General features: G+C 66.5%; 23 protein-coding genes. 16 read left to right on the plus strand and 7 right to left on the minus strand.

Annotated features, from left to right (window positions below):
• Nucleotides 1-37: 37 nt before the first annotated feature.
• The 5 genes from J5M67_RS00650 to J5M67_RS00670 all read right to left on the minus strand — a co-directional run bounded on the left by J5M67_RS00650 (nucleotide 38) and on the right by J5M67_RS00670 (nucleotide 6,371).
• Entirely contained in the window at nucleotides 38-1,834 is a 1,797-nt protein-coding gene (locus tag J5M67_RS00650; RefSeq protein ID WP_207882280.1) for a molecular chaperone, read from the minus strand.
• A gap of 128 nt (nucleotides 1,835-1,962) precedes the next feature.
• On the minus strand, nucleotides 1,963-2,940 hold the full coding sequence (locus J5M67_RS00655) for an HPP family protein (protein ID WP_207882282.1): 978 nt from the start codon (nucleotides 2,938-2,940) through the stop codon (nucleotides 1,963-1,965).
• Between the two features lie 77 nt (nucleotides 2,941-3,017).
• A complete protein-coding gene (asd, locus tag J5M67_RS00660; protein WP_207882283.1) occupies nucleotides 3,018-3,887 on the minus strand; it encodes an archaetidylserine decarboxylase in 870 nt (289 codons plus the stop codon).
• A gap of 3 nt (nucleotides 3,888-3,890) precedes the next feature.
• The gene (gene rhdA, locus J5M67_RS00665) at nucleotides 3,891-4,706 is read right to left on the minus strand and encodes a thiosulfate sulfurtransferase (RefSeq protein ID WP_207882285.1); all 816 of its coding nucleotides are present in this window, start codon (nucleotides 4,704-4,706) and stop codon (nucleotides 3,891-3,893) included.
• Between the two features lie 138 nt (nucleotides 4,707-4,844).
• Nucleotides 4,845-6,371 carry an HDOD domain-containing protein gene (locus J5M67_RS00670; protein ID WP_207882287.1) on the minus strand — a complete coding sequence of 509 codons (1,527 nt, stop codon included), beginning with the start codon at nucleotides 6,369-6,371 and terminating at the stop codon, nucleotides 4,845-4,847.
• 121 nt (nucleotides 6,372-6,492) lie between these two features.
• Between J5M67_RS00670 and motA the strand changes: the two genes are divergently transcribed.
• Together motA and motB are read left to right on the plus strand one after the other, a co-directional pair.
• Complete coding sequence (gene motA / locus J5M67_RS00675; RefSeq protein ID WP_207882288.1) at nucleotides 6,493-7,344, plus strand: flagellar motor stator protein MotA; 852 nt, start codon at nucleotides 6,493-6,495, stop codon at nucleotides 7,342-7,344.
• A 3-nt stretch (nucleotides 7,345-7,347) separates the two neighbouring features.
• The gene (motB, locus tag J5M67_RS00680) at nucleotides 7,348-8,388 is read left to right on the plus strand and encodes a flagellar motor protein MotB (protein WP_207882289.1); all 1,041 of its coding nucleotides are present in this window, start codon (nucleotides 7,348-7,350) and stop codon (nucleotides 8,386-8,388) included.
• Between the two features lie 87 nt (nucleotides 8,389-8,475).
• On the opposite strand, the gene rsgA is transcribed toward motB, so the two are convergent.
• Nucleotides 8,476-9,507 (minus strand): small ribosomal subunit biogenesis GTPase RsgA, encoded by a 1,032-nt coding sequence (gene rsgA, locus J5M67_RS00685; RefSeq protein ID WP_207882290.1) that lies wholly within the window; start codon nucleotides 9,505-9,507, stop codon nucleotides 8,476-8,478.
• A gap of 89 nt (nucleotides 9,508-9,596) precedes the next feature.
• Between rsgA and orn the strand changes: the two genes are divergently transcribed.
• Nucleotides 9,597-10,139 carry an oligoribonuclease gene (orn, locus tag J5M67_RS00690; protein ID WP_207882292.1) on the plus strand — a complete coding sequence of 181 codons (543 nt, stop codon included), beginning with the start codon at nucleotides 9,597-9,599 and terminating at the stop codon, nucleotides 10,137-10,139.
• Nucleotides 10,140-10,226: 87 nt separating this feature from the next.
• Here orn and queG read toward each other — a convergent pair whose 3' ends face one another.
• Nucleotides 10,227-11,288 carry a tRNA epoxyqueuosine(34) reductase QueG gene (gene queG / locus J5M67_RS00695; RefSeq protein ID WP_207882294.1) on the minus strand — a complete coding sequence of 354 codons (1,062 nt, stop codon included), beginning with the start codon at nucleotides 11,286-11,288 and terminating at the stop codon, nucleotides 10,227-10,229.
• A gap of 103 nt (nucleotides 11,289-11,391) precedes the next feature.
• Here queG and J5M67_RS00700 point away from each other — a divergent pair, with 103 nt between their 5' ends.
• The 13 genes from J5M67_RS00700 (at nucleotide 11,392) to J5M67_RS00760 (ending at nucleotide 26,705) form a co-directional block, all read left to right on the plus strand.
• Nucleotides 11,392-12,891 (plus strand): NAD(P)H-hydrate dehydratase, encoded by a 1,500-nt coding sequence (locus J5M67_RS00700; RefSeq protein ID WP_207882296.1) that lies wholly within the window; start codon nucleotides 11,392-11,394, stop codon nucleotides 12,889-12,891.
• Nucleotides 12,879-13,346, plus strand: coding sequence for a tRNA (adenosine(37)-N6)-threonylcarbamoyltransferase complex ATPase subunit type 1 TsaE (tsaE, locus tag J5M67_RS00705; protein WP_207882298.1), 468 nt, complete (start codon nucleotides 12,879-12,881; stop codon nucleotides 13,344-13,346). The genes J5M67_RS00700 and tsaE overlap by 13 nt, the downstream gene beginning before the upstream one ends.
• 8 nt (nucleotides 13,347-13,354) lie before the next feature.
• Entirely contained in the window at nucleotides 13,355-14,785 is a 1,431-nt protein-coding gene (gene amiB, locus J5M67_RS00710) for an N-acetylmuramoyl-L-alanine amidase AmiB (protein ID WP_207882301.1), read from the plus strand.
• Entirely contained in the window at nucleotides 14,782-16,683 is a 1,902-nt protein-coding gene (mutL, locus tag J5M67_RS00715; protein WP_207882303.1) for a DNA mismatch repair endonuclease MutL, read from the plus strand. The genes amiB and mutL overlap by 4 nt, the downstream gene beginning before the upstream one ends.
• A gap of 78 nt (nucleotides 16,684-16,761) precedes the next feature.
• Nucleotides 16,762-17,724 (plus strand): tRNA (adenosine(37)-N6)-dimethylallyltransferase MiaA, encoded by a 963-nt coding sequence (gene miaA, locus J5M67_RS00720; RefSeq protein ID WP_207882305.1) that lies wholly within the window; start codon nucleotides 16,762-16,764, stop codon nucleotides 17,722-17,724.
• A 104-nt stretch (nucleotides 17,725-17,828) separates the two neighbouring features.
• Nucleotides 17,829-18,077, plus strand: a complete 249-nt coding sequence (gene hfq, locus J5M67_RS00725; protein ID WP_015479145.1) for an RNA chaperone Hfq — start codon at nucleotides 17,829-17,831, stop codon at nucleotides 18,075-18,077.
• Nucleotides 18,078-18,089: 12 nt separating this feature from the next.
• The gene (gene hflX / locus J5M67_RS00730) at nucleotides 18,090-19,391 is read left to right on the plus strand and encodes a ribosome rescue GTPase HflX (protein WP_207882307.1); all 1,302 of its coding nucleotides are present in this window, start codon (nucleotides 18,090-18,092) and stop codon (nucleotides 19,389-19,391) included.
• Nucleotides 19,392-19,486: 95 nt separating this feature from the next.
• Nucleotides 19,487-20,659, plus strand: a complete 1,173-nt coding sequence (hflK, locus tag J5M67_RS00735) for an FtsH protease activity modulator HflK (RefSeq protein ID WP_207882309.1) — start codon at nucleotides 19,487-19,489, stop codon at nucleotides 20,657-20,659.
• Nucleotides 20,659-21,528, plus strand: a complete 870-nt coding sequence (gene hflC / locus J5M67_RS00740; RefSeq protein ID WP_207882311.1) for a protease modulator HflC — start codon at nucleotides 20,659-20,661, stop codon at nucleotides 21,526-21,528. The genes hflK and hflC overlap by 1 nt, the downstream gene beginning before the upstream one ends.
• A gap of 340 nt (nucleotides 21,529-21,868) precedes the next feature.
• Nucleotides 21,869-22,054, plus strand: coding sequence for a DUF2065 domain-containing protein (locus J5M67_RS00745; protein WP_037012084.1), 186 nt, complete (start codon nucleotides 21,869-21,871; stop codon nucleotides 22,052-22,054).
• Between the two features lie 31 nt (nucleotides 22,055-22,085).
• Nucleotides 22,086-23,264 (plus strand): ATP phosphoribosyltransferase regulatory subunit, encoded by a 1,179-nt coding sequence (locus J5M67_RS00750; RefSeq protein WP_207882313.1) that lies wholly within the window; start codon nucleotides 22,086-22,088, stop codon nucleotides 23,262-23,264.
• A gap of 66 nt (nucleotides 23,265-23,330) precedes the next feature.
• Complete coding sequence (locus tag J5M67_RS00755; protein WP_207882315.1) at nucleotides 23,331-24,626, plus strand: adenylosuccinate synthase; 1,296 nt, start codon at nucleotides 23,331-23,333, stop codon at nucleotides 24,624-24,626.
• Between the two features lie 144 nt (nucleotides 24,627-24,770).
• Complete coding sequence (locus tag J5M67_RS00760; RefSeq protein ID WP_207882317.1) at nucleotides 24,771-26,705, plus strand: methyl-accepting chemotaxis protein; 1,935 nt, start codon at nucleotides 24,771-24,773, stop codon at nucleotides 26,703-26,705.
• Nucleotides 26,706-26,711 lie beyond the last annotated feature (6 nt).

Below are 26,711 nucleotides of genomic sequence, written 5' to 3' on the forward strand. Positions count from 1 at the left end.
CGGCAGCAAATGGGCGATGAATGGGGTTCGCCGGAATCTACAGCGACTTCCAGAGTGAGTCAAAGTCTTCCTCCCCGCGGGGGCCCGGTGCTGTGACCGGCTTATCGTTCGGTGCGGCGCGGGTGTCGTGCGCCTGGTATTCGAACTGGGTGAAGCTGCCGGTCGCGGTGACCTTGCGAATGAGGGTGGCGCGCCGCTCGTCGCCGTGCAGGTTGATCTGCACCTTGTTGCCTTCCTGGAAGGGCAGGCGCGGAGTGATCACCGTGGCCGGCCGCGAGATCGCGGCGATTTCCGGCAGCAACAGGGCGCGCAGGTACTGGCTGCCCTGGTCGGTCTTGCGCAGCAGTTGCAGGCCGCACGGCTGGGCGAGCGGCGCGATCAGCTCGATGCCCATCTGCGTGCCGCCGCCACGTACCTGGCGAATCCAGCGCACCACGGCAATGCTCCAGCCCTGGTCCGGGGCGTCCTGGATGCCCAGCAGCTCGCCGGCCTGCAGCTGGCTGGGAATCTCCTTCGGCCAGGTCAGGCAGTAACCGCCCGGGCTGTGGTTGACGATTGGCAGGGTGAAGACCGGGTAATTCTCTCTGGCAGGCTCGGGCGCGGCACGACCGCCTTCGGCTGGGGTGGTGGGCGTGTACTCGATTTCTTCCAGCGACATGCCGGGTTGCCAGTCCTTCACCTGCTGCGCGTCGAAGGCGTTGGCCCAGGCGTCCTTGACCTCGGTCTTGGCCTTGGCCGTGAAGTCCGGCGTCTGGCTGTGCTTGAGCACTTCGGCGAACGGTTGGCAGCCGGCGAGGAAGTAGTGCAGGGCGCTCATGCCGATGCAGACGGTGAGCTGGCCGTGGCCGGCGGTGCGCTGGAAGGTCCGCTCGGCGATATCGCCCCAGGCGGCGGCGAGGTGCTGCAGCAGATCGACGGAGACGCCTTCGGGCACTTTAAGGCGTGCCAGCTTGCGGTTCTCCGGGAGCAGCAGGAGGTATTCCTTGATCAGGTCGACCAGCGGTTGCGGGTCGATGCCCATACCACCCGGAAGGTCGCTTTCCGCGAACAGGGTGCGGTAGCGCGGCGGGCCGTCCACCAGGGGGGCGACGACGAACAGGCTCGACGGCAGGCTGGCGGGCTGTACGTGAACCTGCGCGCTCCAGCCTTCCAGCACTTCCGCCAGGCGGGCGATGTTGTGCTGGCGCATCTGGTTGCAGCGTGCCGAACCGAGCATCAGCGCCACCAGATAGGCCTGCTCGATGGTCAGGCCCTGGGGATCCAGGGCCAGGCTGTCGCGGATGCTCAGTTTCTGCAGGCCGTGCTGGCGGGCCAGCTGATACAGCTGGTGCAGTTCCAGCCACAGCCCTTCCGGCACCGGGCAATACAGCTGTGAGGCGCGGATCAGTGGCCCGCAGAGGGCGCGGATGGCGCGCTGGATGGAGGCTGCCAGCAATTGCGCGCGCTCGCGGGACACGCGGCTCGCCTCGCGCACGACGATCAGCTTGTAGCCGATGGCCAGGTGGTTCTGCAGGGCCTGGCAGAGGTTGGCGACCTTGCGCGGGCGTTCATCGAGGACGATGGACTGGTTGAGGAAGTGGCGCTCCAGGTGCTGGCAGACGAACTGCACTTCCGGGCGGAACAGTTCCAGCAACTGCAGGCGCGTTTCCACCGGCAGTTTGAGCTGGTTCAGCTCGATAAGCCCCTGGTAGAGCTGGCGGGCGGTTTCGCCCAGATTGGCCTTGGGCAGGTGATCCAGCCAGTATTTCAGGTCGCGCGCGGTGGCGTTGCAGAAGCTCAGGCTCTCGAGTGTCGGGGTGGGAACACGTAGAAACTGCTGGGGACTGTTGTCCATGGTTGGATCGGATTCTCCACAATCTGGGCCGATTCACGGACCGTTCGGTCGCCACATTCGGCTTTTTCCGAACTCTAGCAGCATCCGCTGCGCACCGCAGCCCATCGCTGGATGGGCGCGCCGACGGGTTACGCGAGCGGCGTCTCGCCTTTGATCTGGCGCTGCAAGGCGTCGCTGGCGGATGCTTGCGCGGTGGCTCGAACCCAACCATCACCCTGCGGAATCACCGCGTGGGCAGCCCATTCGAGCAGGTCCTGGCGGCGGCAGGCGCCGGTGTTGCCCTTGCCGGCGCCGGCGACCACCTTGTAGACCAGCTGGTCCTGGGGTGTGCGCTTGCCGGGATGGTCGTCGATCACCTGGCGCACCGCCCAGGCATTGCCGCTCAGGGCATTGCTGTAGCAGGCGCCGAGGAGGATGTCTTCAGGGCCCAAGCGTTGCGCCTGGGCGTGTTCCTGGGCCAGCTGGAGGATCTTCAGCAGGTCGTCGAACTGCACATCGATGAACGAATCCATCTTGCGCAGTGCGTGGTAGAGGTCTTCCGGCGCGGGCCCGGCGGGCAGCTTGGGCGTCGCCGGCAGGCGCGCCAACGGTGCGGGATAGCGGCGCCAGGCGAACAGGCCGTTGAAGGCCACGGCGACCACGAGGATCAGCACCACATTAAGCAGCACCGGGCTGAGCACGTAGTGGAAGCCCAGGGCGGTGATGGCCGGTCCGCCGGATACCGCCGCCAGGGCAGTGGCGCCGCCCGGGGGGTGGATGCAGCGGGCATAGTGCATGACCAGGATCGCCAGGCCAACGGCCAGGGCCGGGGTGAAGGCCTGATCGGGGAAGAGCTTCTGGCAGATCACCCCGACAAGCGCCGACAGCACCTGGCCGCCGAGCACGGCCCAGGGCTGGGACAGCGCACCGTGGGGCACGGCGAACAGCAGCACGGCGCTGGCGCCCATGGAGGCGACGACCCAGATGGCCGCTTCGCTGGGCAGTACCCAGTGGGTGACGGCGTAGATGACGGCGATGCCGCACAGCGCTCCGATTGCGGAGAGCCATTTTTCAAGATGGCTGGTGGCGTTGGCACGCCAGCCCATGAGATGCAGGAAGCGTTTCATGGCAGGGAACTAGCACGATGAGGCGGAAAGCAGTGGCGGGCGGCTCGTTGGCCACCCGCCTTATGGTGAAGCGGGCGTCAGCCCTGGCGAGCGCCACCCAGGCGCTGGCCCATGCGGACCGGGCTGGTGGCCGCCAGGTTCTCGGCCCAGCTGACCTGCTGCGGCCCGAACAGCACGATGGCGGTGGAGCCCAGCTTGAAGCGGCCCAGTTCGGCGCCTTTCTCCAGGTGGATCGGCGCGCGGGCGGCTTCGTCGTAGGCGAAGGTCTTCAGCTCGCGTTTGGGCGGCGTGACTAGTCCGGCCCAGACGGTTTCGATGGAGGCGACGATCATCGCGCCCACCAGTACCACGGCCATCGGTCCGCGCTCGGTGTCGAAGATGCACACCACGCGTTCGTTGCGGGCGAAGAGCTCCGGTACCTGCTCGGCGGTGAGCTGGTTCACCGAGAACAGCCGGCCCGGCACGTAGACCATCTCGCGCAGGGTGCCGGCCAGCGGCATGTGCACGCGGTGGTAATCCTTGGGCGACAGGTAGACGGTGGCGAACTCGCCGCCCATGAAGGGCGCGGCGCGCTCGGCGTCGCCGCCCAGCAGTTCCATCAGGCTGTAGCTGTGGCCCTTGGCCTGGAACACGCGGCCGTGCTCGATCGGACCGAGCTGGCTGATGGCGCCGTCGGCGGGGCTGAGCACGCTGTCTGCGCTCTCGTCCAGCGGACGGGCGCCGTCTTTCAGGGCGCGGGTGAAGAAGGCGTTGAAGTGCTCGTAGGCACGCAGGTCCTCGACCTGGGCTTCACGCATGTCCACCTGGTAGCGACGGGCGAACCAGGGAATCAGGCGGTCCTTGAACCAGGGCGCGCGGCACTCGGCGGCGCAGCCGATCAGGCGCGACAGCAGGTGATGCGGCAGCAGGTACTGGGCGAGGATGAACAGACGATCTTTGAACGACATTCCTTAAACCTCTACAGGGGTGTCGGGGTGGTTGCCCCATTCCGACCAGGAGCCGGCGTAGCCCTTGACCCGCGGATAGCCGAGGGCCTTGGCGACCAGGTAGGTGAAGCCGGAGCGGTGGTGGGTCTGGCAGTGGGTGATCACTTCCTTGTCCGGGGTGATGCCCAGGCTCTGGAGAATCTGCGGCATATCGGTACGGATGCGCAGGGCGCGGGCCGGGTCCATGCCGGCGGTCCATTCGAAATTGACGGCGCCCGGTACGTGCCCGCCCTTGGCGGCGAGGACTTTCTGGCCGCTGTATTCGCTGGGGTTGCGGGCATCCCAGATGGCCAGGTCGGCAGCGCCCAGGCGGCTTTGCAGGTATTCGCGGGTGGCGGTGGGTTCGTCGTGCAGGGTCAGCGGCAGCGGGCCGCCGGCCGGCGCCGGGACGTCCTGGCTCAGCGGCAGGCCGTCGGCCAGCCAGGCGTGCAGGCCGCCGTCGACATAGTGGTACTTGTGGTGGCCGATCACGTCCAGCAGCCAGATGAAGCGGCCGGCCCAGCCGCCGCCTTCGTCGTCATAGACCACGTAGACGGCGTCGGGGTTGTGGCCCAGCTCGCCGAACAGCGCTTCGAGGTCGGCCTTCGCCGGCAGCAGGCCGGGCGCCGGGGTGCCGCCCAGTTGGGTGCGCGCCGGGGCGACGAAGCGGGCGCCGGGGATGTGGCCTTCGGCGTAGCGCGCGGCGCTGGTCAGGTCGACGAGGATCAGGTCGGCGGCGTCGAGGCGGCTGGCGAGGTCAGCCGGTTCGATCACCAGGGGCAGAGCGGAGAAGGCGGACATGTCGGAGTCTCCCGGTACGGCGGTCGGCCCACCGTGATGGTGGAGGCGGCGTGAGCTGGCGGCCCTGGGCTGCCCATTGAGGGGCGATAGTCTAAAGGGGCGCCAGTGTACCGGAAATCCCGGCGAACGCCGCGCGGCTCAGGAGGCGCCGCGGGACATCTGCCGGACAGCCTGCTCGATGCACTGCGCGGTGCGGCCGAATGCCTGGGCGTGCAGGTCGCCCAGCGGCTGGCCGTTACGGTCGACGGCCAGCAGCATGATCACTCGGCTGCCGTTGCCCAGCGAGCGCAGCAGCAGGTGTTCGCTGGGCAGCAGCGCTTTCAGAGCGCCGGGCAGCACGGCGGAAAAGTCGGCCATGTTCGCCGGGCTCAGGCGCAGCTGTCCGGGTTGTTGCAGGAGTTTGCGCAGCAGCGGGCTGGCGGCGACTTCCAGCTTGAGCTCGCCGGCCTCCGCCGCGAGCCCGAAGTGCCGGCGCGTCTGCAGCCAGCTGCCGGCCTTGTCGGCCAGCAGGATCAGGCCGCGTTGCAGTCCGCAGGCCTGCAGCGCCGATTCGGCGCAGTCGAGCAGTTGCACGGCGTTGCCGAACGGGCTGGGCGCCTGCAGCAGGCGCGCGCAGTGCTGGCGCCACTCGGCGAGGGTATCGGGCGCCTTGGCCGGTTCCTCCGGCTTCGGGCCGTTGAGCCAGCGGCGGGCATCCCAGGGCCAGAGCAGGGCTTCGGCCGGGTGCCAGAGCTGTGGCCGGGCGTGCCGGCGGGCGCTCTGTGCGGCCAGGCCGTGGACGGTCTGCTGCAGCTCTTCCAGCGGCATTTGCAGGTAGAGGCTGGTCAGGCGCTGCCAGCGCAGCATGTGCACGCCGCCCCAGGATTGGTGGGCGGCGGTGGCCAGGCTGTTGGCCAGCAGGATGGTGTTGGCCGGGCGGGTCAGCCAGCGTTGCAGCTCCGGGTCGGCATCCAGGCGCTGCTGCTGGCCCAGCGGCTGGGTTTCGGTGTGGGCCACGTGCAGGGCGCGCACCAGCAGGCGCTTGTCATCGCTGAGCAGCGCGTAACCCTGGGCAACCCAGTCCGGCAGCCGCCAGCGCTCGGCCAGCGCCCGGCACAGCGGCAGCAGGCGGGTGCCGAGCAGTTCCTGCTCGACTTCGCTGCTGCAGCGGCCCAGGCCATAGACCTGGCGCTGCCAGGCTTCCAGCAGCTCCGGCTTGGCGGTGGCCAGCGCCCACAGCGGGGCGAGGGTGAACAGGCTGCCCCAGTGGATTTCCTGCCAGAGCCGCGCCAGGCGGTTGGCGAACAGGCCGCTGGCCTGCTGCATGGCGTGGCGGCTGATCAGCAGCAGCTGGCTCAGTGCACGGGGCATCTGCGCCTCGGGCAGCGCCGGCAGGCGATCGAGCAACTGGGTAACGCGCGCCAGGCCCAGGCGATTGAGGGCGACTTCCAGGCTCTCCGCCGGATTGTCGCGGGCGCTCTCGGCGCGGTTGGCCTCGCGCAGGATGGCCAGGGCCAGGGTCGGGCAGTCCTGCAGCAGGTCGGAGATGTCGCGGATCGAGCGGCGGCTGTCGTTCAGCGCCCGGCGAATCTCGTCGCGGTGCTCCTGGGGGACGGGCAACGGCAGCTCTTCCAGCAGGGAGAGCCAGTCCGCGAGACGCTCTGGGGTAGGCACGGGTTTGGGCATGCGTGAGGCGCCGAACTGGTTTTTAGTGTTTTCGGCCTATAGTCTTGCCCGAAATCTCCGATAACAACAGGGAGGCGGGAATCATGCCTCTCATTCTGTTCACAGTTTCAGTCCGGTCCCCATGTCAAAAATCATCGGCATCATCGTCATCCTGGGCAGCGTACTCGGCGGATATCTGCTCTCCGGCGGCAAGATCGCGGCCATCATCCAGCCGTTCGAAGTGCTGATCATCGGCGGCGCGGCGCTGGGTGCCTTCCTTCAGGCGAACCCGGGCAGCACCTTCATGACGGTGCTCAAGAAAGCACCGAAGATGTTCAGCAACCGCTTCACCCACACCTTCTATCTGGAAGTGCTGGGCATGCTCTACGAGGTGCTCAACAAGAGCCGCCGCGAGGGCATGATGGCGATCGAGGCGGACGTCGAGGACCCGGGCGCCAGTCCGATCTTCAGCAAGTACCCGGCGGTGCTCAAGGACGACCGCATGACCGCGTACATCTGCGATTACCTGCGCATCATGTCCTCCGGCAACATGGCGCCCCACGAACTCGAAGGCCTGTTCGACATGGAACTGGGCAGCCTCAAGGAAGACTTCGAGCATCCCGCCCATGCCGTGACCCGCGTCGCCGACGCCCTGCCGGGCTTCGGTATCGTCGCCGCGGTGCTGGGCATCGTGATCACCATGGCCCTGCTCGGCCAGGGCAGCCAGGCCGAGATCGGCCACCACGTCGCCGCCGCACTGGTGGGTACCTTCCTCGGTATTCTCGCGGCCTACGGTTTCGTCGGCCCGCTGTCCAACGCCCTGGAGCATGACGCCAAGGAAGAACTGAACCTCTACGAAGCCATCAAGGCCTGCCTGGTCGCCTCCGCCTCGGGCATGCCGCCGTCGCTGGCCGTGGAGTTCGGCCGCAAGGTGCTGCTGCCGGCGCATCGTCCCAGCTTTGCCGAGCTGGAACAGGCGGTTCGCGGGCGCTAAACGATGGATAACAACCAGCCGATCATCGTCAAGCGCGTCAAGCGCTACGCCGCGGGCCACCATGGCGGTTCGTGGAAGATCGCCTTCGCCGACTTCGCCACGGCCATGATGGCGTTCTTCCTCGTGCTCTGGCTGCTGTCTTCGGCCACGCCGGAGCAGAAGAAGGCTATCTCCGGCTACTTCCAGGACCCGATCGGCTTTACCGAAAGCGCCAGCCCCTATGTGATCGACCTGGGCGGCACGCCGACGCCGGCGCCGGACAAGACCCTGAATCCGCAGGTCGAGGCGCAGCCCGAGGCGAGCGTCAGTCCGAAGGAGGGGGCCAAGGTCGACGCCGAGCAGGCGGAGAACATTGCCGAGAAGCTGGAGAAGGAGCGCCTGGAGCTGCTGCTGCAGGAACTGCAGAACAAGGTCGACGAGAACCCCACGCTCAAGCGCTTCAAGGACCAGATCCTGTTCGAGATCACCCAGGACGGCCTGCGCATCCAGATCGTCGACTCGGACAACCGGCCGATGTTCGACCTGGGCAGCGCGCGCCTGCAGCCGTACTTCGAGGACATCCTGCTGGCGCTGGCCGAGACCATCAAGCAGGTGCCGAACAAGATCAGCATCAGTGGTCACACCGATGCCAAGCCCTATGCGGGCAACGGCGATTTCGGCAACTGGGAGCTGTCCGCCAACCGCGCCAACGCCGCGCGGCGCACGCTGGAGGCCGGCGGCTATCCGCAGGAGCAGATCGCCCGCGTGGTGGGCTACGCCTCTTCGGCACTGTTCGACCGCGACAAGCCGCTGAACCCGGTGAACCGTCGCATCGACATCATCGTCCTGACCAAGAAGGCCCAGCGCGCCATCGAAGGGCAGGACGGCAGCGACGCCAAGCCCGCTGACGGCGCCGCTCCGGGGGCCGCTGCGCCCGGCACGGCGCCTGTCCAGCCGGCAGCCGGGCAGGGTGAGCCAGTGCCGCCGGACCAGTTGAAGGAGAAGCTCAACCTGTTCGACGACGGCGGCACGCTGAAGCTCGATGAGTTGAACAAGCAGCAGTGAAACCCGCTGCGCAATGAAAAGGCCAGCTGGAAAGCTGGCCTTTTCATTGAGCTCGCTCCTACAGGTCCTGCACTTCGGCATGCTCGGTCAGTACTCGTCTTCCGGCAGGCTGGCGAGAATGTGCCGGTAGCTGGCCATCCGCTGCGGCGAGACGCGTCCGTCCTCCAGCGCCTTGAGCAGCGCACAGCCCGGCTCGCGGTCGTGCTTGCAGTCGCGGAAGCGGCAGTGGCCGAGCAGGTCGTGGAATTCGATGAAGCCGGCTTCCACGTCGTCGCGGCTGACGTGGACGAGGCCGAATTCGCGGATGCCGGGGGAGTCGATCAGGTCACCGCCAGCGGGGAAGTGGAACAGCCGCGCGGTGGTGGTGGTGTGGGTACCCTTGCCGGTGACTTCCGAGAGGTCGCCGACGCGAGTGTCGACGCCCGGCAGCAGCGCGTTCACCAGCGAGGACTTGCCCACGCCGGACTGGCCGACGAACACGCTGACATGCTCGTTCAGCGCGGCGCGCAGGGCGTCCATCGCCAGGCCGTTGAAGGCAGAGACTTCCAGCAGCGGATAGCCCAGCTCGCGGTAGGTGCCGAGCAGGGAGTCGATGAAGGCGGCGTTTTCCTCGTCGATCAGGTCGGCCTTGTTCATCAGCAGCAGCGGCTTGATGCCGGCGTGCTCGGCGGCCACCAGGTAGCGGTCGATGAGGTTGGCGTGGGGTTCCGGGCGCGGGGCGAAGACGATCACGATGCGGTCGACGTTGGCCGCCACCGGCTTGAGCACGCCGCGCATGTCCGGGCGGCACAGCTCGGAGCTGCGCGGCAACTGCGCGACGATCACGCCGATGCCCTGGTTGCCGGGGCGCCAGACCACCTGGTCGCCGGTCACCAGCGTCGGCAGGTTGGCGCGCAGGTGGCAGCGGAACACCTGGCCCGCGTGGTCGCCTTCCAGCGCCTCGACTTCTACCTGCACCCCGAAGTGGGCGATCACCTGGCCGGTCTGTTCCGGTCCGAGGTCGCCGCCTTCCAGTTCTTCCAGTACGCGCGATTCGCGCTTGGCCGCGCGGGCAGCACGTTCTTCCTGGACTTTTTCGATCCGCCAGCTCTGCCGGCGGGTGAGGTGACGCTTGGCCATAGGGTATCCACAGGGAAAATCGCCGCGGAGTTTAGCATGCAGTCATGCGCTTCCCGCTAAACTAGAGGGCTGAGCTGAGGAGCCCCATCATGCAGAACCCACAGAACCTGATCTGGATCGACCTGGAAATGACCGGTCTGGACCCGGACAAGGATGTCATCATCGAGATGGCGACCATCGTCACCGACAGCAACCTCAACATCCTCGAGGAAGGCCCGGTGATCGCCGTACACCAGAGCGAAGAACTGCTCGCCGGCATGGACGAATGGAATACCCGCCAGCACGGCCAGTCCGGCCTGACCCAGCGCGTGCGCGAAAGCACCATCTCCGCCGCCGAGGCCGAAGCCATGACCATCGCCTTCCTGGAGAAGTGGGTGCCCAAGCGCAGTTCGCCGATCTGCGGCAACAGCATCTGCCAGGACCGCCGCTTCCTCTACCGGTACATGCCGAAGCTGGAAGGCTACTTCCACTACCGCAACCTGGACGTCTCCACCCTCAAGGAGCTGGCCGCGCGCTGGGCCCCTTCGGTGCGCGACGGCTTCAAGAAAGGCAACACCCACCTGGCCCTGGACGACATCCGCGAGTCCATCGCCGAGCTGCGCTACTACCGCGAGCATTTCATCAAGGTCTGATCCTGTAGGAGCGAGCTTGCTCGCGAACCAACTCTGCTGCGGGGGCTGTTCGCGAGCAAGCTCGCTCCTACAAATAGCCCCCAAGCTTCAGGCGTTGTGGCGTGCCAGCGCCCACTCCACATGCTCGCGCACCAGTTCCGACGGGAACTCCCGGCGTGCCTTCAGCGCCTCGATCACCGGGATGGTGGAGGGTGCATTGCCCAGGCCCACGGCCAGGTTCCTCAGCCAGCGCTCATAGCCGGCACGCCGCAACGGCGAGCCCTCGGTGCGGCTGAGAAATTCCTCTTCCGTCCACAGGAACAGCTCCGCCAGCGCGGCGTTGTCCAGGCTGTGGCGCGGCTGGAAGTCGCCCTGGTCGGTGGCGCGGGCGAAGCGGTTCCACGGGCAGACCATCTGGCAGTCGTCGCAGCCGAACACGCGGTTGCCGATCAGTGGGCGCAGCTCCTCGGGGATCGGGCCCTTCAGCTCGATGGTCAGGTAGGAAATGCAGCGCCGCGCATCCAGTACGTAAGGCGCGACGAAGGCGGCGGTGGGGCAGATGTCCAGGCAGGCCGAGCAGCGCCCGCAATGTTCGGTGCCGTGGGGCGGGTCGACTGGCAGCGGCAGGTCGGTGAACAGCTCGCCGAGGAAGAAGTAGCTGCCGGCCTTGCGATTGAGCACCAGGGTGTTCTTGCCGATCCAGCCCAGGCCCGACTGTTCGGCGATGGCCTTCTCCAGTACCGGCGCGCTGTCGACGAAGGCGCGGAAGCCGAACGGGCCGATCTGCTGCTGAATACGCTCAGCCAGTTGCTGCAGGCGCTTGCGGATCAGCTTGTGGTAGTCGCGGCCCAGGGCGTAGCGCGATACGTAGGCTTTCTCCGGATTGCCCAGCACCTGTGCCATGCGGGTGTCGCCGGGGAGGTAGTCCATGCGCAGCGAGACCACCCGTAGCGTGCCGGGCACCAGTTCGTCCGGTCGCCAGCGCTTGCTGCCATGGGCGCCCATGTAGTCCATCTCGCCGTGGTAGCCCGCTTCCAGCCAGCGTTGCAGATGTGCGCCGTGCTCCTCGAGGTCCAGCCCGGCGATGCCGACCTGCTGGAAGCCGAGTTCGCGCCCCCAGTCCTTGATGGAGCGGGCGAGATCTTCATAGTCGAGCGTCGAATCGTGCATGGGGGCGGGAAAGCGGAGTTCGGGTAGGTATAATTCTGCCAGACCTTGCCGGCGTCGGCCTGCTCCAACGCCAAGGCGACACTTTTTGCCGCCCGGAACCACCATGACGCATCCCCACGACGATCTTCCCGTACCTCTCTACAGCGCCCAACAGGTACGCGACCTCGACGCACGCCTGATCGCCGCCGGCACCCCCGGCTTCGAACTGATGCGCCGCGCCGCCCATGCCGCCTGGCGCGCTCTGCGCCGGCACTGGCCGGACGCGGGCGAAATCACCGTTCTGGCCGGCCATGGCAACAATGCCGGCGACGGCTACCTGATCGCCGCCCTGGCCCTGCGCGCCAGCTGGCGCGTGCGGGTATTGGCGGTGGGCGACACCTCGCGCCTGACCGGCGATGCCGCGTCCGCCTACGGCGAGGCGCGGGCGGCGGGTGTGGATATCGATCTCTGGAACGACCGGGCGCACTTGCGCGGCGTGCTGGTCGACGCTCTGCTGGGCACTGGCCTCGGCGGCACGGTGCGCGAGCCCTACGCCTCGGCCATTACGGCGATCAACGCCAGAGGCCTGCCCGTGCTGGCGGTGGATATCCCGTCCGGGCTGAGCTCGGATACCGGCCAGGTGCTGGGCGTGGCCGTTCGCGCCGATCTGACCGTGACCTTTATCGGCCTCAAACTGGGGTTGTTCACCGCGAACGGGCCTGACCAGTGCGGCGAACTGGTGTTCGATGGCCTCGACGCCGATCCGGCGCTGATTCCCGATGATTGTGTTGCCCGTCGGCTGGCTCCAGCATCCCTGGCTCGCCTGGCTGCGCGCCCGAAAGCTGCGCACAAGGGCCTGTTCGGCCACGCGCTGGTAATTGGCGGCGACACCGGCATGGGCGGGGCGGTCCTGCTGGCTGCCGAAAGCGCGCTGCGCTGTGGCGCCGGCCTGGTTTCCCTGGCGACCCGCGCGGCCCATGTGCCCGCCGCGCTGGCGCGTCATCCTGAACTGATGGCGCGGGGTGTTTCCTCGTCCGCCGAGCTGCTGCGCCTGGCCGAACGGGCGGATGTGCTGGTGGTGGGACCGGGCGTGGGGCGTGAGGGCTGGGGGCGCGTGCTGGTCAGCGCGGCGGCCAGCCTGGAGCGCGCCCAGGTCTGGGACGCCGACGCGCTCAATCTGCTCGCGGAGGGCCTGGTGTCGCGTCCCTCCGGCGACTGGGTGATGACGCCGCATCCCGCCGAGGCTGCGCGATTGCTCGGTATCTCCACCGCTGAAGTTCAGGCCGACCGGCCGAAGGCGGCCCACGCGCTGGCGCAGCGCTACCAGGCGGTGGTGGTGCTCAAGGGCGTCGGTAGCCTGGTGGCCGCGCCGGACGGCCGATTGGCGCTTTGCAGCCACGGCCATCCGGCCATGGCCGGCGCCGGGCTTGGCGATGTCCTTTCCGGCATTCTCGGCGCCTTGCTGGCGCAGGGAATGTCCTCATTCGATGCGGCTGGCCTGGCCGTCTGGCTCCACGCCCGCGCTGGTGAGTCGCTCGGTCCGCAGGGCCGGGGGCTGGCTGCCAGCGATCTGATCCCTGCCGTTCGTCAGTTGCTCGAGGAGCACAGCCCATGCCTGAACTGAATCTGTTCGCCGAGGGCGAAGAGGCCATGTACGACCTCGGACGGAAGATCGCCACGGCGACCGGCGGGCGCGGCGTCATCTACCTGCACGGCGACCTGGGGGCGGGCAAGACCACGCTGTCGCGCGGCATCCTGCGGGGATTGGGGCATGGCGGGGCGGTAAAAAGTCCGACCTTCACCCTGGTGGAGCCCTACGAGATCGGCACTGTTCGCGCCTTCCACTTCGACCTGTACCGCCTGGCCGACCCGGAGGAGCTGGAGTTCCTCGGCATCCGCGATTACTTCGAAGGCGACACCCTGTGCCTGATCGAATGGGCTGAACGGGGCACAGGCATTTTGCCAAAGGCCGACATGGACATTACCATTAGTCCGCATGCGGGCGGTCGTATGCTGCGCCTGATACCGCAAGGTACGCGGGGCGAAGCCTGGTGTGCCGCCCTGGCCACGGGAGCATGAGAAAAAAGATGGGTTGGGGGTTGCGCCTGCGGGCGCTGTTCACGGGGATGACTGTTTTGCTGGCAATGATTGCCGGCGAGGCTTTTGCCGCCACGCAAATCAAGAGCGTCCGCATCTGGCGGGCTCCAGACAACACCCGGCTGGTGTTCGATCTTTCCGGTCCGGTGCAGCACAGCCTGTTCACGCTGAGCGCGCCCAACCGCATCGTCGTCGATATCAACGGCGCGCAGATGTCCACCGCGCTGGACAAGCTCAAGCTCAACAACACGCCGATCACTTCCGTGCGCGCAGCGCAGCGCTCGCCTACCGATCTGCGCCTGGTACTGGACCTGAAGAACCCGGTCACGCCCAAGAGCTTCGTGCTGGCGCCTAACCAGCAGTACGGCAACCGCCTGGTCGTCGACCTGTACGACCAGGGCGCTGATATCGCGCCGGACGTTCCAGCCACGCCGACGCCGAATGTGCCCGCCGCGCCGGTCAGTCCTGTGCAGTCGGTGACCAAGATTCCCGCGCCCAGCAGTGGCGGCAAGCGTGACATCGTCATTGCCATCGACGCCGGTCACGGCGGTGAAGACCCGGGCGCCCTCGGTCCGAATGGCCTGCACGAGAAGAACATCACACTGGCGATCGCCCGCGAGCTGCAGCGCCAGATCAACCAGATGAAAGGCTTCCGTGCAGAACTGACCCGTACCGGCGACTACTTCATTCCGCTGCGTGGGCGTACCGCCATTGCGCGCAAGAAGGGCGCCGACCTGTTCGTCTCCATCCACGCCGACGCCGCGCCCAGCCGTAGCGCCTTCGGTGCTTCGGTGTTCGCCCTGTCTGACCGTGGCGCGACCTCCGAGACCGCGCGCTGGCTGGCCGACAGCGAAAACCGTTCCGACCTGATCGGGGGGGACGGCGGCGTGAACCTGGACGACAAGGACAAGATGCTCGCCGGCGTGCTGCTCGACCTGTCGATGACCGCCACCATGTCGTCCAGTCTCGACGTCGGCCACAAGGTACTAACCAACGTCGGCCGGGTGACCTCGCTGCACAAGCGGCGCGTGGAACAGGCCGGCTTCATGGTGCTGAAGTCCCCGGACATTCCGTCTATCCTGGTGGAAACCGGCTTCATCTCCAACCCGAACGAATCGCAGAAGCTCTCCAGCAGCTCGCATCAACAGGCGCTGGCGCGTTCCATTGCCGGCGGCGTTCGCCAGTACTTCGTGCAGACGCCGCCGCCGGGTACCTATATCGCCTCGCTGCGCGATGGCGGCCAACTGCCCACCGGCCCGCGCGAGCACATCGTGCGCAGCGGCGACAGCCTGGCGATGATCGCCAGCCGCTATGACGTCAGCACGGCCTCCATCCGCAGTGCCAACTCGCTCAAGAGCGACGAGCTGAAGGTCGGTCAGGTGCTGAAGATTCCCGGCACTTCCCTGGCGTCCCAGCAATGAGCGAGGTGCGCCGCATCCAGCTGCTGACACCGCGGCTGGCCAACCAGATTGCCGCTGGCGAGGTGGTCGAACGCCCCGCCTCGGTCATCAAGGAGCTGCTGGAAAACTGCCTCGACGCCGGCGCCAGGCGCATCGACGTCGAGGTCGAGCAGGGCGGCGTAAAACTCCTGCGGGTGCGCGACGACGGCAGCGGCATTCCCGCCGAGGACCTGCCGCTGGCCCTGGCGCGCCACGCCACCAGCAAGATCCGTGAACTGGAAGACCTGGAACGGGTGATGAGCCTGGGCTTCCGTGGCGAAGCGCTGGCCTCGATCAGCTCCGTCTCGCGCCTGACCCTGACTTCGCGCACCGCCGACGCCGACCAGGCCTGGCAGGTGGAAGTCGAGGGTCGCGACATGGAGTCCACCGTGAAGCCGGCGGCTCACCCGGTGGGCACCAGCATCGAAGTGCGCGACCTGTTCTTCAATACCCCGGCGCGGCGCAAGTTCCTGCGCGCCGAGAAGACCGAATTCGATCACCTGCAGGAAGTCATCAAGCGCCTGGCCCTGGCGCGCTTCGACGTGGCTTTCCACCTGCGCCACAACGGCAAGACCATCCTCTCGCTGCATGAAGCCAAGGACGAGGCCTCCCGCGCCCGTCGCGTCGGCGCCGTGTGCAGCACCGGCTTCCTCGAGCAGGCTCTGCCCATCGAGGTGGAGCGCAACGGCCTGCACCTGTGGGGCTGGGTCGGCCTGCCGACCTTCTCCCGCAGCCAGCCGGACCTGCAGTACTTCTACGTAAATGGCCGTATGGTGCGCGACAAGCTGGTCGCCCATGCGGTACGCCAGGCCTACCGCGACGTGCTTTACAACGGTCGGCACCCGACCTTCGTGCTGTTCTTCGAGGTCGATCCGTCGGTAGTGGACGTCAACGTGCACCCGACCAAGCATGAAGTGCGCTTCCGCGACAGTCGCATGGTCCATGACTTCCTCTACGGCACCCTGCACCGGGCGCTGGCCGAGGTGCGTCCAGACGATCAACTGGCGCCGCCGGGCGCTACCACCCTGACCGTGCCGCGTCCCACTGGTGCAGAAGCCGGCGAGTTTGGCCCGCAGGGCGAGATGCGTCTGTCCGAGACCGTGCTGGAGGCTCCGGCCGCCGCACGCACCTGGCAGCCGAGCCCGTCTTCGGGCGGTTCCGGTGGTGGTGGCTACAGCTATCAACCGACGCGCCCGGAAATCCCGCCGATCCAGGAAGCCCAGGGCGCCTACAAGGCTTACTTCGCTCCGCTGCCCGACCAGGCGCCGCAAGCCCTGCCGGAAAGCAGCCAGGACGTGCCGCCGCTGGGTTACGCCCTGGCGCAGCTCAAGGGTATCTACATCCTCTCGGAGAACGCCCACGGCCTGGTGCTGGTGGATATGCACGCCGCACACGAACGCATCATGTACGAGCGCCTGAAGACCGCCATGGCCAGCGAAGGTCTGCGCGGCCAGCCGCTGCTGGTGCCGGAGTCCATCGCTGTCAGCGAGCGCGAGGCGGATTGCGCCGAGGAGCATGCGAGCTGGTTCTCCAGGCTGGGCTTCGAATTGCAGCGGCTCGGCCCGGAAACCCTGGCGATCCGCCAGATTCCGGCCCTGCTCAAGCAGGCCGAAGCGACCCAGTTGGTGCGCGACGTACTCGCCGACCTGCTGGAATACGGCACCAGCGACCGCATCCAGGCGCACCTCAACGAGCTGCTCGGTACCATGGCCTGCCACGGCGCCGTGCGCGCCAATCGCCGGTTGACGCTGCCGGAGATGAACGGCCTGCTGCGCGACATGGAAATCACCGAGCGCAGCGGCCAGTGCAATCACGGCCGGCCGACCTGGACCCAACTCGGGCTCGACGAACTGGACAAGCTGTTCCTGCGCGGACGTTGATTTTCGTAAGCCTGCGTTCAGGAAAGTGCAGTAAACTGCGCGCCAAACGATTCAGCAGTGCGCAATAACGAGCTCCCGATGTCCCTGCCTCCCGCGATTTTCCTCATGGGCCCCACCGCCGCCGGCAAGACCGACCTGGCGCTGGAGCTGGCGCGCCTGCTGCCGGTGGAGCTGATCAGCGTGGATTCGGCGCTGATCTACCGCGACATGGACATCGGCACCGCCAAGCCGCCCCGCGATGTGCTGGCCGAGTTCCCGCACCGCCTGATCGATATCCGTGACCCCAGCGAAGCCTATTCGGCGGCGGAGTTCCGCGCCGACGCCCTGGCGGCCATGGCCGAGATCACTGCGGCCGGGAAGATCCCGCTGCTGGTTGGCGGCACCATGTTGTATTTCAAGGCATTGCTGGAAGGCCTGGCCGACATGCCCAGCGCCGACCCGGCGGTGCGCGCCGAACTGGAAGCCTGGGCCGAGGCCGAAGGTTGGGGCGCCCTGCATGCGGAGCTGGCGCGGGTTGACCCGGAGTCGGCCGCGCGCATCCATCCGAACGATCCACAACGCCTCACTCGAGCGCTGGAGGTATACCGCGTAAGCGGTATGTCCATGACTGCACATCGCCAGCGCCAGGCGAGTGAAAATGCGGGTTTCAGCGCGCAAGGCGGCGGGCAATTGCCGTATACTGTCGCCCATCTGGCAATTGCGCCTCTGCAGCGCCAGGTACTGCACGCGCGTATCGCGCAACGTTTTGACCAGATGCTGGAACAGGGCTTCATCGCCGAGGTCGAACGGCTTCGCGCAAGAGGTGACTTGCACGCGGGGCTGCCGTCCATACGAGCGGTGGGTTACCGACAGGTATGGGATTACCTCGAGGGCAAACTGTCCTACGCTGAGATGGTGGAGCGCGGCGTCATCGCCACGCGGCAACTGGCCAAGCGCCAGTTCACCTGGCTGCGTAGCTGGAGCCATCTACACTGGTTGGACAGCCAGGCAAGCGACAATTTGCCGCGTGCCTTGAAATACCTTGAGGCGGTCTCCATATAGGCTCGAGACCTTAATTCCGGCCGTCTATCCTTGGGGTTCAGGACGGCGCTAAGCCAAATTCACTACTACTAAATCAGTTTTTACCCTTACAAGGAGTGCGGCATATGTCAAAAGGGCATTCGCTACAAGACCCTTACCTCAATACCCTGCGCAAAGAACGCGTCCCGGTTTCCATCTACCTCGTCAACGGCATCAAGCTGCAGGGCCAGATCGAATCCTTCGACCAGTTCGTGATTCTGCTGAAAAACACTGTCAGCCAGATGGTCTACAAGCACGCCATTTCCACTGTTGTTCCCAGCCGTCCGGTGCGTCTGCCCAGCGGTGACCAGCCGGCCGAGCCGGGCAACGTTTGACGGGAGTCCGCCTTGTTCTTTGAGCGCCCGGGTGGTGGGGAACGGGCCATTCTGGTCCATCTGGAAGGTCAGGACCCCGAGGCGCGCGAAGACCCGCAGGAGTTCCAGGAGCTGGCACGTTCGGCGGGTGCGGAATCGGTTGCCTTCGTCAACATTTCGCGCCACCAGCCTTCAGCCAAGTACCTGATCGGCAGCGGCAAGGTCGAAGAGTTGCACGACCTCGTCCATGCCGAGAAGGTCGAGCTGATCATCTTCAACCACACCCTTACGCCGAGCCAGGAGCGCAACCTCGAGCGAGCGCTCGAATGTCGCGTGCTCGACCGGACGGGGTTGATCCTCGATATCTTCGCCCAACGTGCACGTACCCATGAGGGTAAGTTGCAGGTGGAGCTCGCCCAGCTCGAGCACATGAGCACGCGCCTGGTGCGCGGCTGGACTCACCTTGAGCGCCAGAAGGGCGGTATCGGCCTGCGCGGCCCGGGTGAAACCCAGCTGGAAACCGACCGCCGTTTGCTGCGTGGGCGTATCCGCCAGATCAAGTCGCGCCTGGAAAAGGTCCGCAGCCAGCGCGAGCAGGCCCGTCGCGGCCGTCGTCGCGCGGAGATTCCCGCGGTGTCCCTGGTGGGTTACACCAACGCCGGCAAGTCCACGCTGTTCAACGCATTGACCACCTCCGAGGTCTATGCCGCCAACCAGTTGTTCGCCACCCTCGATCCGACCCTGCGCCGCCTGGAGCTGGATGACGTCGGGCCGATCGTGCTGGCCGACACCGTGGGCTTCATTCGCCACCTGCCGCACAAGCTGGTGGAGGCGTTTCGGGCTACCTTGGAAGAATCCAGCAACTCTGACCTGCTGCTGCATGTGATCGACTCCCACGAGCCCGAACGCGATGCGCAGATCGAGCAGGTGCTGGCGGTGCTGCAGGAAATCGGCGCCAATGAGCTGCCGATGCTCGAGGTATACAACAAGATCGACCTGCTGCCGGACATGCAGCCGATGATTCAGCGCGACGAACTCGGCAAGCCCGTCCGGGTCTGGGTGTCGGCGCGCGATTCGCTCGGACTGGAGCTGGTGGAGCAGGCGATCGCCGAATTGCTGGGGGAGGACATGTTCGTGGGAACGCTCTGCCTTCCGCAGCGCCTGGGGCGGCTTCGTGCTCAGTTCTTCGAACTGGGTGCGGTACAGTCCGAGGGGCATGACGAGCAAGGACGCGCCGTGTTGCAGGTTCGCCTGCCGCGTGTCGAGTTGAACCGCCTGGTCAGCCGTGAAGGCTGGCAGCCGGCGGAGTTCATTGCGCAACACACTTTGCAATAAAGCCTGGAACGCTGCTTTTGGCAGCGGCGGAGGCATTCGGTAGCATGGGTGGGCGCGCCGTAGGCGCGTTTTCGCGTTATCAGATGGAGAGCGCTATGGCTTGGAACGAGCCGGGTGACAACTCGAACAAGAACGATCAGGACCCTTGGGGTGGACGCCGTGGTGGCGGTCGCCAGGGCCCGCCTGATCTGGATGAAGCCTTCCGCAAGCTGCAGGACAGCCTGAACGGAATCTTCGGCAAGCCCAAGCGTGGTAGTGGTACCGGCGGCGGTGGCAACGGCAGGGGCGGCAGCCTGGGGCTGTTCGGCATCGGCCTGGGCATCCTCGCCGTGCTGTGGCTGTACAACGCCATCTACGTGGTGGACGAACAGGAGCAGGCGGTGATCCTGCGCTTCGGCAAGTACCACGAAACCGTGGGCCCCGGCCTGAACATCTACTTCCCGCCGATCGACAAGAAGTTCCAGGAGAACGTCACCCGCGAGCGTGCCTACAGCAAGCAGGGTCAGATGCTCACCGAGGACGAGAACATCGTCGAGGTTCCGTTGACCGTGCAGTACAAGGTCAGCAACCTGCAGGACTTCGTGCTCAACGTCGACCAGCCGGAGGTCAGCCTGCAGCATGCCACCGAGAGCGCCCTGCGCCACGTGGCCGGCTCGACCACCATGGACCAGATCCTCACCGAGGGCCGCGAGCAGATGGCTACCGAGGTGCGTGAGCGTCTGCAGCGCTTCATGGACACCTACAGGACCGGCATCTCCGTGACCCAGGTGAACATCCAGAGCGCGGCGGCGCCGCGTGAGGTGCAGGAAGCGTTCGACGACGTGATCCGTGCCCGCGAAGACGAGCAGCGCGAGAAGAATCAGGCCGAAGCCTATGCCAATGGCGTGGTGCCCGAGGCTCGTGGTCAGGCTCAGCGCATCATCGAGGAGGCCAACGGCTACCGCGATGAGGTGGTCTCCCGCGCCCAGGGTGAGGCGGATCGCTTCACCAAGCTGGCCGGCGAATACCACAAGGCGCCGGAGGTCACTCGCCAGCGTCTGTACCTGGACACCATGCAGGATGTCCTCAGCCAGAGCAGCAAAGTGCTGGTAACCGGCCAGCAGGGTCAGAACAACCTGATCTACCTGCCGCTGGACAAGATGATGGACGGCCGTGGTTCGGCAACCCCGAGCAGCACGCCGAGCACGACCAGCAGCGCGCAAGACATCGGTTCGCGGGTGGCCAACGACCTGCAGCAGCGTGACATGCGTACCAGGGAGAGCCGCTGATGAGTAACAAGTCTCTGATTGCCCTGATCGCTGCCGTCGTTGCCGCGGTTGCGCTGTGGAGCACCGTCTACGTCGTCCAGCAGACCGAGCGCGCCGTGCTGCTGCGCTTCGGTCGCGTGGTCGACGCCGACGTGAAGCCGGGCCTGCACTTCAAGATTCCGTACGTCAACCAGGTGCGTAAGTTCGACGGCCGCCTGCTGACCCTGGATTCGCCGACCCAGCGCTTCCTGACGCTGGAGAAGAAAGCGGTGATGGTCGACGCCTATGCCAAGTGGCGCGTCTCCGATGCCGAGCGCTTCTATACCGCGACGTCCGGCATGAAGCAGATCGCCGACGAGCGTCTGTCCCGCCGTCTGGAAGCCGGCCTGCGTGACCAGTTCGGCAAGCGCACCCTGCATGAGGTGGTCTCCGGTGAGCGCGATGCGCTGATGGGCGACATCACCGCTTCACTGAACCGCATGGCGCAGAAGGAGTTGGGTATCGAGGTCATCGATGTTCGCGTCAAGGCCATCGACCTGCCGAAGGAAGTGAACCGCAGCGTGTTCGAGCGCATGAGCACCGAGCGTGAGCGGGAAGCCCGCGAGCACCGTGCCAAGGGTCGCGAGCTGGCCGAAGGCATTCGTGCCGACGCCGACCGTCAGCGCCGCGTGCTGCTGGCCGAAGCCTATCGTGAAGCGGAAGAAACCCGTGGTGACGGCGATGCCAAGGCGGCGTCGATCTACGCCAAGGCCTACACCGCCGATCCGGAGTTCTATGCCTTCACCCGTAGCCTCAAGGCGTATCGCGAGAGCTTCGCGGACAAGAAGGACGTGCTGGTGCTCGATCCGAGCAACGACTTCTTCCGTTATCTGGAAAAAGCTAAACCGTAAGGGTCCGTCGACGCTTCGTCGTGACCGCGCCGAGCCCCGTGTTGCGAGTTGTCCTGATGCCAAGTTGAGGTCGGGCGCCGCGCAACACGGGGTTCGTCCCTTCGGGTTGCGCGTCAAATCACGCCATGCGTCGTTGCGGGACTAGGCAAGGGGCGGCCATTACCGTCCACCCGCGTCTAGCCTGGCGTGATTTGCCGCGGCAACGCGATTCACGCCGAAACATCAACGGACCCTTGCAACTCTCCGGCGGGCGGCAGCGCCCGCCGGAGAAATCGTGTTATCATGGGTCAGCCGGGAAATCCCGGCTTTTTTGCGTCCGCTAGATTCATGTACGAGAGCCATGTGGCAGGAATTCGGCAAAGCATTCTGTCTATTGCTGGTGCTGGAAGGCATCCTTCCGTTCCTGTATCCGCGTGGTTGGCGCGACGCCGTGAGCGGGCTCGGTCGTTTGGGCGACCGCAGTCTGAGACTCATCGGGCTGGGCAGCATGCTGCTCGGCACCGTCCTTCTTTACTGCATTCATTGAAGTGCCGCCCGGCTGAAAGGGGAGAGGCGACATGGCAACGGTAGACCGCTGGCTGCTGCCAGATGGGATCGAAGAAGTGCTGCCACCGGAGGCGGCGCGCGTTGAAGCAGCCCGCCGTCAGGTGCTGGATCTGTTCCAGCGCTGGGGTTACGAGTTCGTCGTCACCCCGCATATCGAATACCTGGAATCCCTGCTGACCGGTGCCGGCCAGGATCTGGACCTGCGTACCTTCAAGGTCACTGATCCGGCGTCCGGCCGCCTGATGGGCTTCCGCGCGGACATCACCCCGCAGGTCGCCCGCATGGACGCCCACAGTCTGCGTCGCGAAGGCCCGAACCGGCTGTGCTACGCCGGCAGCGTGCTGCATGCCCGCCCGCGTGCACTGGCCACTTCGCGCAGCCCGATCCAGTTGGGTGCGGAGCTTTATGGCGATACCGGTTCCGCCGGTGACGTCGAAGTCATCAGCCTGATGCTCGACATGCTGGAAATGGCCCAGGTGCCGGACGTGCACATGGACCTCGGCCATGTCGGCATCTATCGCGGACTGGCGCAGGCCGCCGGCCTGTCCGGTGAGGTCGAGCAGTTGCTGTTCGACGCCCTGCAACGCAAGGCCGTGGATGAAGTCGCCGCGCTGACCGAGGGTCTGCCGGGCGAGCTTTCCGGCATGCTGCGTGCGCTGGCCGAGCTGTGCGGCAGCCGCGAAGTGCTGGACCAGGCGCGTGCAGTGCTTGCCGGCGCCCCGGCTCCGGTGCAGGCCGCGCTGGCCGACCTGACCGCCATCGCCGATTCGCTGGCGGCGCGCTTCCCGCAGCTGCCGCTGTACTTCGATCTCGGCGAGCTGCGCGGCTATCACTATCACACCGGCGTGGTGTTCGCCGCGTTCGTCCCTGGGGTTGGCGAGTCCATCGCCCAGGGCGGCCGTTACGACCACATCGGCGCCGACTTCGGCCGCGCACGTCCGGCGACCGGTTTCTCCACCGACCTCAAGACCCTGGTCACTCTCGGCCGCGCCCAGCTCGACGAGCCGCGCACCGGAGTCTGGGCGCCGGCCGATGGGGCTGGCTTGTGGCAGGCGGTGCAGCAGCTGCGCCGTCAGGGCGTGCGCGTGGTACAGGCGCTGCCCGGGCAGGATGCGGCTTCGGCTACCGAAGCGGGCTGCGACCAGCAACTGCTGGCTCGCGATGGCAATTGGCAGGTGGTTGCGCTCTGAGGCGCGCCACTTCGAGTTTCCGCCGGCCGAGGCCGGCACCGAACATCCACGATGGGGACAAGTGTTATGGGTAAGAATGTCGTAGTCCTGGGCACCCAGTGGGGTGATGAGGGCAAAGGCAAGATCGTCGACCTGCTGACTGACCAGGCTGCTGCCGTGGTGCGTTACCAGGGCGGCCACAACGCCGGTCACACCCTGGTAGTCGCTGGCGAGAAAACCGTTCTGCACCTGATTCCGTCGGGCATCCTGCGCGAAGGCGTGCAGTGCCTGATCGGCAACGGCGTGGTGCTGGCGCCCGATGCGCTGATGCGCGAAATCGCCAAGCTGGAAGAGAAGGGTGTACCGGTGCGCGAGCGCCTGCGCATCAGCCCGTCCTGCCCGCTGATCCTGTCCTTCCACGTCGCCCTGGACCAGGCTCGCGAGAAGGCCCGTGGCGACGCCAAGATCGGCACCACCGGTCGCGGCATCGGCCCGGCTTACGAAGATAAAGTGGCCCGTCGCGGCCTGCGCGTGGGCGACCTGTTCCACCGTGAGCGTTTCGCTGCCAAGCTGGGCGAGTTGCTGGACTACCACAACTTCGTCCTGCAGAACTATTACAAGGAGCCGGCCGTCGACTTCCAGAAGACCCTGGACGAGTGCATGGCCTACGCCGAGGAGCTGCGTCCGCTGATGGCCGACGTGACCTCGACCCTGCACGACCTGCGTCGCGGCGGCGAGAACATCATGTTCGAAGGCGCCCAGGGCTCGCTGCTGGACATCGACCACGGCACCTACCCGTTCGTCACCAGCTCCAACACCACCGCTGGCGGCACCGCTACCGGTTCGGGCTTCGGTCCGCTGTACCTGGATTACATCCTGGGTATCACCAAGGCCTACACCACCCGCGTGGGTTCCGGCCCGTTCCCGACCGAGCTGTTCGATGACGTCGGCGCGCACCTGGCCAAGGTTGGTCACGAGTTCGGCGCCACCACCGGCCGTGCCCGTCGTTGCGGCTGGTTCGACGCCGTCATCCTGCGTCGTGCCATCGAGATCAACAGCCTGTCCGGCCTGTGCCTGACCAAGCTGGACGTTCTCGACGGCCTGGAAACCGTGCGCATCTGCACCGGCTACAAGAATGCCGCCGGCGAACTGCTGACCGACGCGCCGACCGATGCCGACAGCTACATCGGCCTGCAGCCGATCTACGAGGACCTGCCGGGCTGGAGCGAATCCACCGTGGGTGTTCAGACTCTCGAAGGCCTGCCGGCCAATGCTCGTGCTTACATCAAGCGCGTCGAGGAGCTGGTCGGTGCGCCCATCGACATCATCTCCACCGGCCCGGATCGCGCCGAGACCATCGTCCTGCGCCACCCGTTCGCCTGATCCGCGTTGTGCATCGCAACGGGCCGCTCATGCGGCCCGTTGTCGTTTCAGGGGTTCGACGCTGCGCGGCGGCACGCGCTTTGCTGGTGAATCGGATCGGCGCCTTTCGCGCCAGACATCCGTTACGTCCGGAGGAAGCCCGCCGTGTCCGCCGTCCTGTCTCTGTTGCGCAGCCGCCTGCTGCGCCCCGCTTTCATCGCCCTGGGGATCGCGCTGCTGGTGCAGTTGATGATTGCCCTGTGGCTCACCCGCAGCACCGTCGATGGTCTGGTCAACGACCTTGGTACTCACCTGGGTAACGAATCGCAACGCCTGGCCGGCGAGCTGGAGCAGGCGGGCCGGGAAGTGACCTCCGGGCTGAACGATCTTTCCGCGCGCACTCGCGAGCGCCTGGGTTCGGCGCTCTCCGCGCGGCTGGAGGAGGAGCAGGGCCAGCTGCGTCAAAGTCTGGAGCAGAGCCTGCGCCAGTCCGCCACCGAATTGGCGCAGTTGCTCGCTGCCGTGGCGCCCAGGGCGATGTGGGACAACGACGTGCCGTTGCTCTCCGACTATGCCCGACGCGCCCAGGCCAATCCCAATGTGCTCTTCGTGGTCTATGACGACCCTCAGGGTCAGCACCTGACCCGCTATCTCAATCGCGAAGACGTGCGGATCAATGCGCTGCTGGAAAAGGGCAAGGGCGAGCGTGCGCTGGATAAGGTGCTGGAGGCGGCAAGCCATGATGCCTCGGTGTTCCTCGTCGAGGTGCCGATCAGCCCCAATGGCGTGGTCATTGGTACGGTGCGTCTGGGGGTCTCCACCGATGCCATCGAGAAGCAGATCGCCGCGCTGGATCAGCGCTTCTCCGCCCTGGTCGCCAGTGGTGACCAACTGGTGGGCGATAGCCTGGCCGGCGCCGCGGCCGACAGCACCAAGGCGCTCACGGCGCGCCTGCAATCGGCAAAGCAGGCGGCGGACGGCATGAGCCAGGGCGCGAAGACCTCCATCGAAGAGGCGGCAGGAACATTGCGCTGGCGTATCGGCATGGGGCTTCTGTTGGTTGGCCTCGGCGTCTTGCTGTGCCTCGCGGTGGTGCTGGGGCGGCGTGTGGTGAATCGCCTGCGCCTGCTGATCGATGCGCTGAATGACCTGGCAGCCGGGGAGGGCGATCTGACCCGCCGCGTGCAACTGGATAGCCGTGACGAGTTGGGCGAGATGGCGACGGCGGTGAACCGCTTCGTCGACAAGCTGCAGCCCATCGTCCGTGAGGCCGGACAGGTGGCGCAGCGGACCGGCAGCGAAATCGCCGCGCTGGCCAGTCGCAGCGCCAGTGCCGAAGCGGCGGCGGATCGCCAGCGCAATGAAGTGGCCGGCAGCCTGGAAGCGCTCTCCGGGATGGCGGCGGAAGCGGAAATGGAAAGCCGCTCCATGCAGGCGGCGCTGGCGCGGGTCGGCGAGATCCGCAAGGCGGCGCAGGACAATGCGGCGATTGCCCGTAAGGTGGGCGGCCTGATCGAAACCCTGGAGTCCCGCGTGCAGAACGGCGCCGCTGTGATCGAGCGCCTGGCGCGGCAGAGCGAGCAGATCGAAGTGGTGCTCTCGGTGATCCATGGCATAGCCGAGCAGACCAATCTGCTGGCGCTGAACGCAGCCATCGAGGCGGCGCGGGCGGGCGAGAGCGGGCGTGGATTCGCCGTGGTGGCGGATGAAGTGCGTGCGCTGGCCAGCAAGACCCAGCAATCCACCGGCGATATCCAGTCGCACATCGGTGCACTGCAGGAGGGCGCGCGTGAAGCGGTGTCCGCCATCGGGCAGGCTCGCGAGCAGGCGGTGCAGGGATTGGCGGCGTTGCAGGATAGCGAGCGGCTACAGCGCGAAGTGCAGAGCGCGGTGGAGGAAGTGCACGGCGCCATCGAGGCAGCGACGCATTCGGCGCAACAGCAGGCGGCTGGCGCCGCGGCGGTGCGCGGGCGGGTTGAAGTCATTCATGCCGAGGCGAGCCGCGCAGCGGAAGCTGTGAGTGCGACCGCCAGCAGCGGGCGGGTGCTTGATGGCCTGGCTGGTCAGTTGCGCGCCAGCCTGGGGCAGTTCAAGGCCTGAAGGAGC

Source organism: Pseudomonas sp. 30_B, from assembly GCF_017491605.1.
Taxonomy (GTDB): Bacteria; Pseudomonadota; Gammaproteobacteria; order Pseudomonadales; family Pseudomonadaceae; genus Pseudomonas.

What these genes read in the sequence shown, in the direction of transcription:
- J5M67_RS00745 (WP_037012084.1), top strand. Translation starts at nt 21,869, where the DNA reads ATGTGGCAGGAATTCGGCAAAGCATTCTGTCTATTGCTGGTGCTGGAA.
- J5M67_RS00750 (WP_207882313.1), top strand. Translation starts at nt 22,086, where the DNA reads ATGGCAACGGTAGACCGCTGGCTGCTGCCAGATGGGATCGAAGAAGTG.
- mutL (WP_207882303.1), top strand. Translation starts at nt 14,782, where the DNA reads ATGAGCGAGGTGCGCCGCATCCAGCTGCTGACACCGCGGCTGGCCAAC.
- tsaE (WP_207882298.1), top strand. Translation starts at nt 12,879, where the DNA reads ATGCCTGAACTGAATCTGTTCGCCGAGGGCGAAGAGGCCATGTACGAC.
- J5M67_RS00650 (WP_207882280.1), bottom strand. Translation starts at nt 1,834, where the DNA reads ATGGACAACAGTCCCCAGCAGTTTCTACGTGTTCCCACCCCGACACTC.
- orn (WP_207882292.1), top strand. Translation starts at nt 9,597, where the DNA reads ATGCAGAACCCACAGAACCTGATCTGGATCGACCTGGAAATGACCGGT.
- J5M67_RS00670 (WP_207882287.1), bottom strand. Translation starts at nt 6,371, where the DNA reads ATGCCCAAACCCGTGCCTACCCCAGAGCGTCTCGCGGACTGGCTCTCC.
- J5M67_RS00755 (WP_207882315.1), top strand. Translation starts at nt 23,331, where the DNA reads ATGGGTAAGAATGTCGTAGTCCTGGGCACCCAGTGGGGTGATGAGGGC.
- queG (WP_207882294.1), bottom strand. Translation starts at nt 11,288, where the DNA reads ATGCACGATTCGACGCTCGACTATGAAGATCTCGCCCGCTCCATCAAG.
- rsgA (WP_207882290.1), bottom strand. Translation starts at nt 9,507, where the DNA reads ATGGCCAAGCGTCACCTCACCCGCCGGCAGAGCTGGCGGATCGAAAAA.
- rhdA (WP_207882285.1), bottom strand. Translation starts at nt 4,706, where the DNA reads ATGTCCGCCTTCTCCGCTCTGCCCCTGGTGATCGAACCGGCTGACCTC.
- motB (WP_207882289.1), top strand. Translation starts at nt 7,348, where the DNA reads ATGGATAACAACCAGCCGATCATCGTCAAGCGCGTCAAGCGCTACGCC.
- hfq (WP_015479145.1), top strand. Translation starts at nt 17,829, where the DNA reads ATGTCAAAAGGGCATTCGCTACAAGACCCTTACCTCAATACCCTGCGC.
- hflK (WP_207882309.1), top strand. Translation starts at nt 19,487, where the DNA reads ATGGCTTGGAACGAGCCGGGTGACAACTCGAACAAGAACGATCAGGAC.
- J5M67_RS00655 (WP_207882282.1), bottom strand. Translation starts at nt 2,940, where the DNA reads ATGAAACGCTTCCTGCATCTCATGGGCTGGCGTGCCAACGCCACCAGC.
- hflC (WP_207882311.1), top strand. Translation starts at nt 20,659, where the DNA reads ATGAGTAACAAGTCTCTGATTGCCCTGATCGCTGCCGTCGTTGCCGCG.
- miaA (WP_207882305.1), top strand. Translation starts at nt 16,762, where the DNA reads ATGTCCCTGCCTCCCGCGATTTTCCTCATGGGCCCCACCGCCGCCGGC.
- asd (WP_207882283.1), bottom strand. Translation starts at nt 3,887, where the DNA reads ATGTCGTTCAAAGATCGTCTGTTCATCCTCGCCCAGTACCTGCTGCCG.
- motA (WP_207882288.1), top strand. Translation starts at nt 6,493, where the DNA reads ATGTCAAAAATCATCGGCATCATCGTCATCCTGGGCAGCGTACTCGGC.
- J5M67_RS00700 (WP_207882296.1), top strand. Translation starts at nt 11,392, where the DNA reads ATGACGCATCCCCACGACGATCTTCCCGTACCTCTCTACAGCGCCCAA.
- amiB (WP_207882301.1), top strand. Translation starts at nt 13,355, where the DNA reads ATGGGTTGGGGGTTGCGCCTGCGGGCGCTGTTCACGGGGATGACTGTT.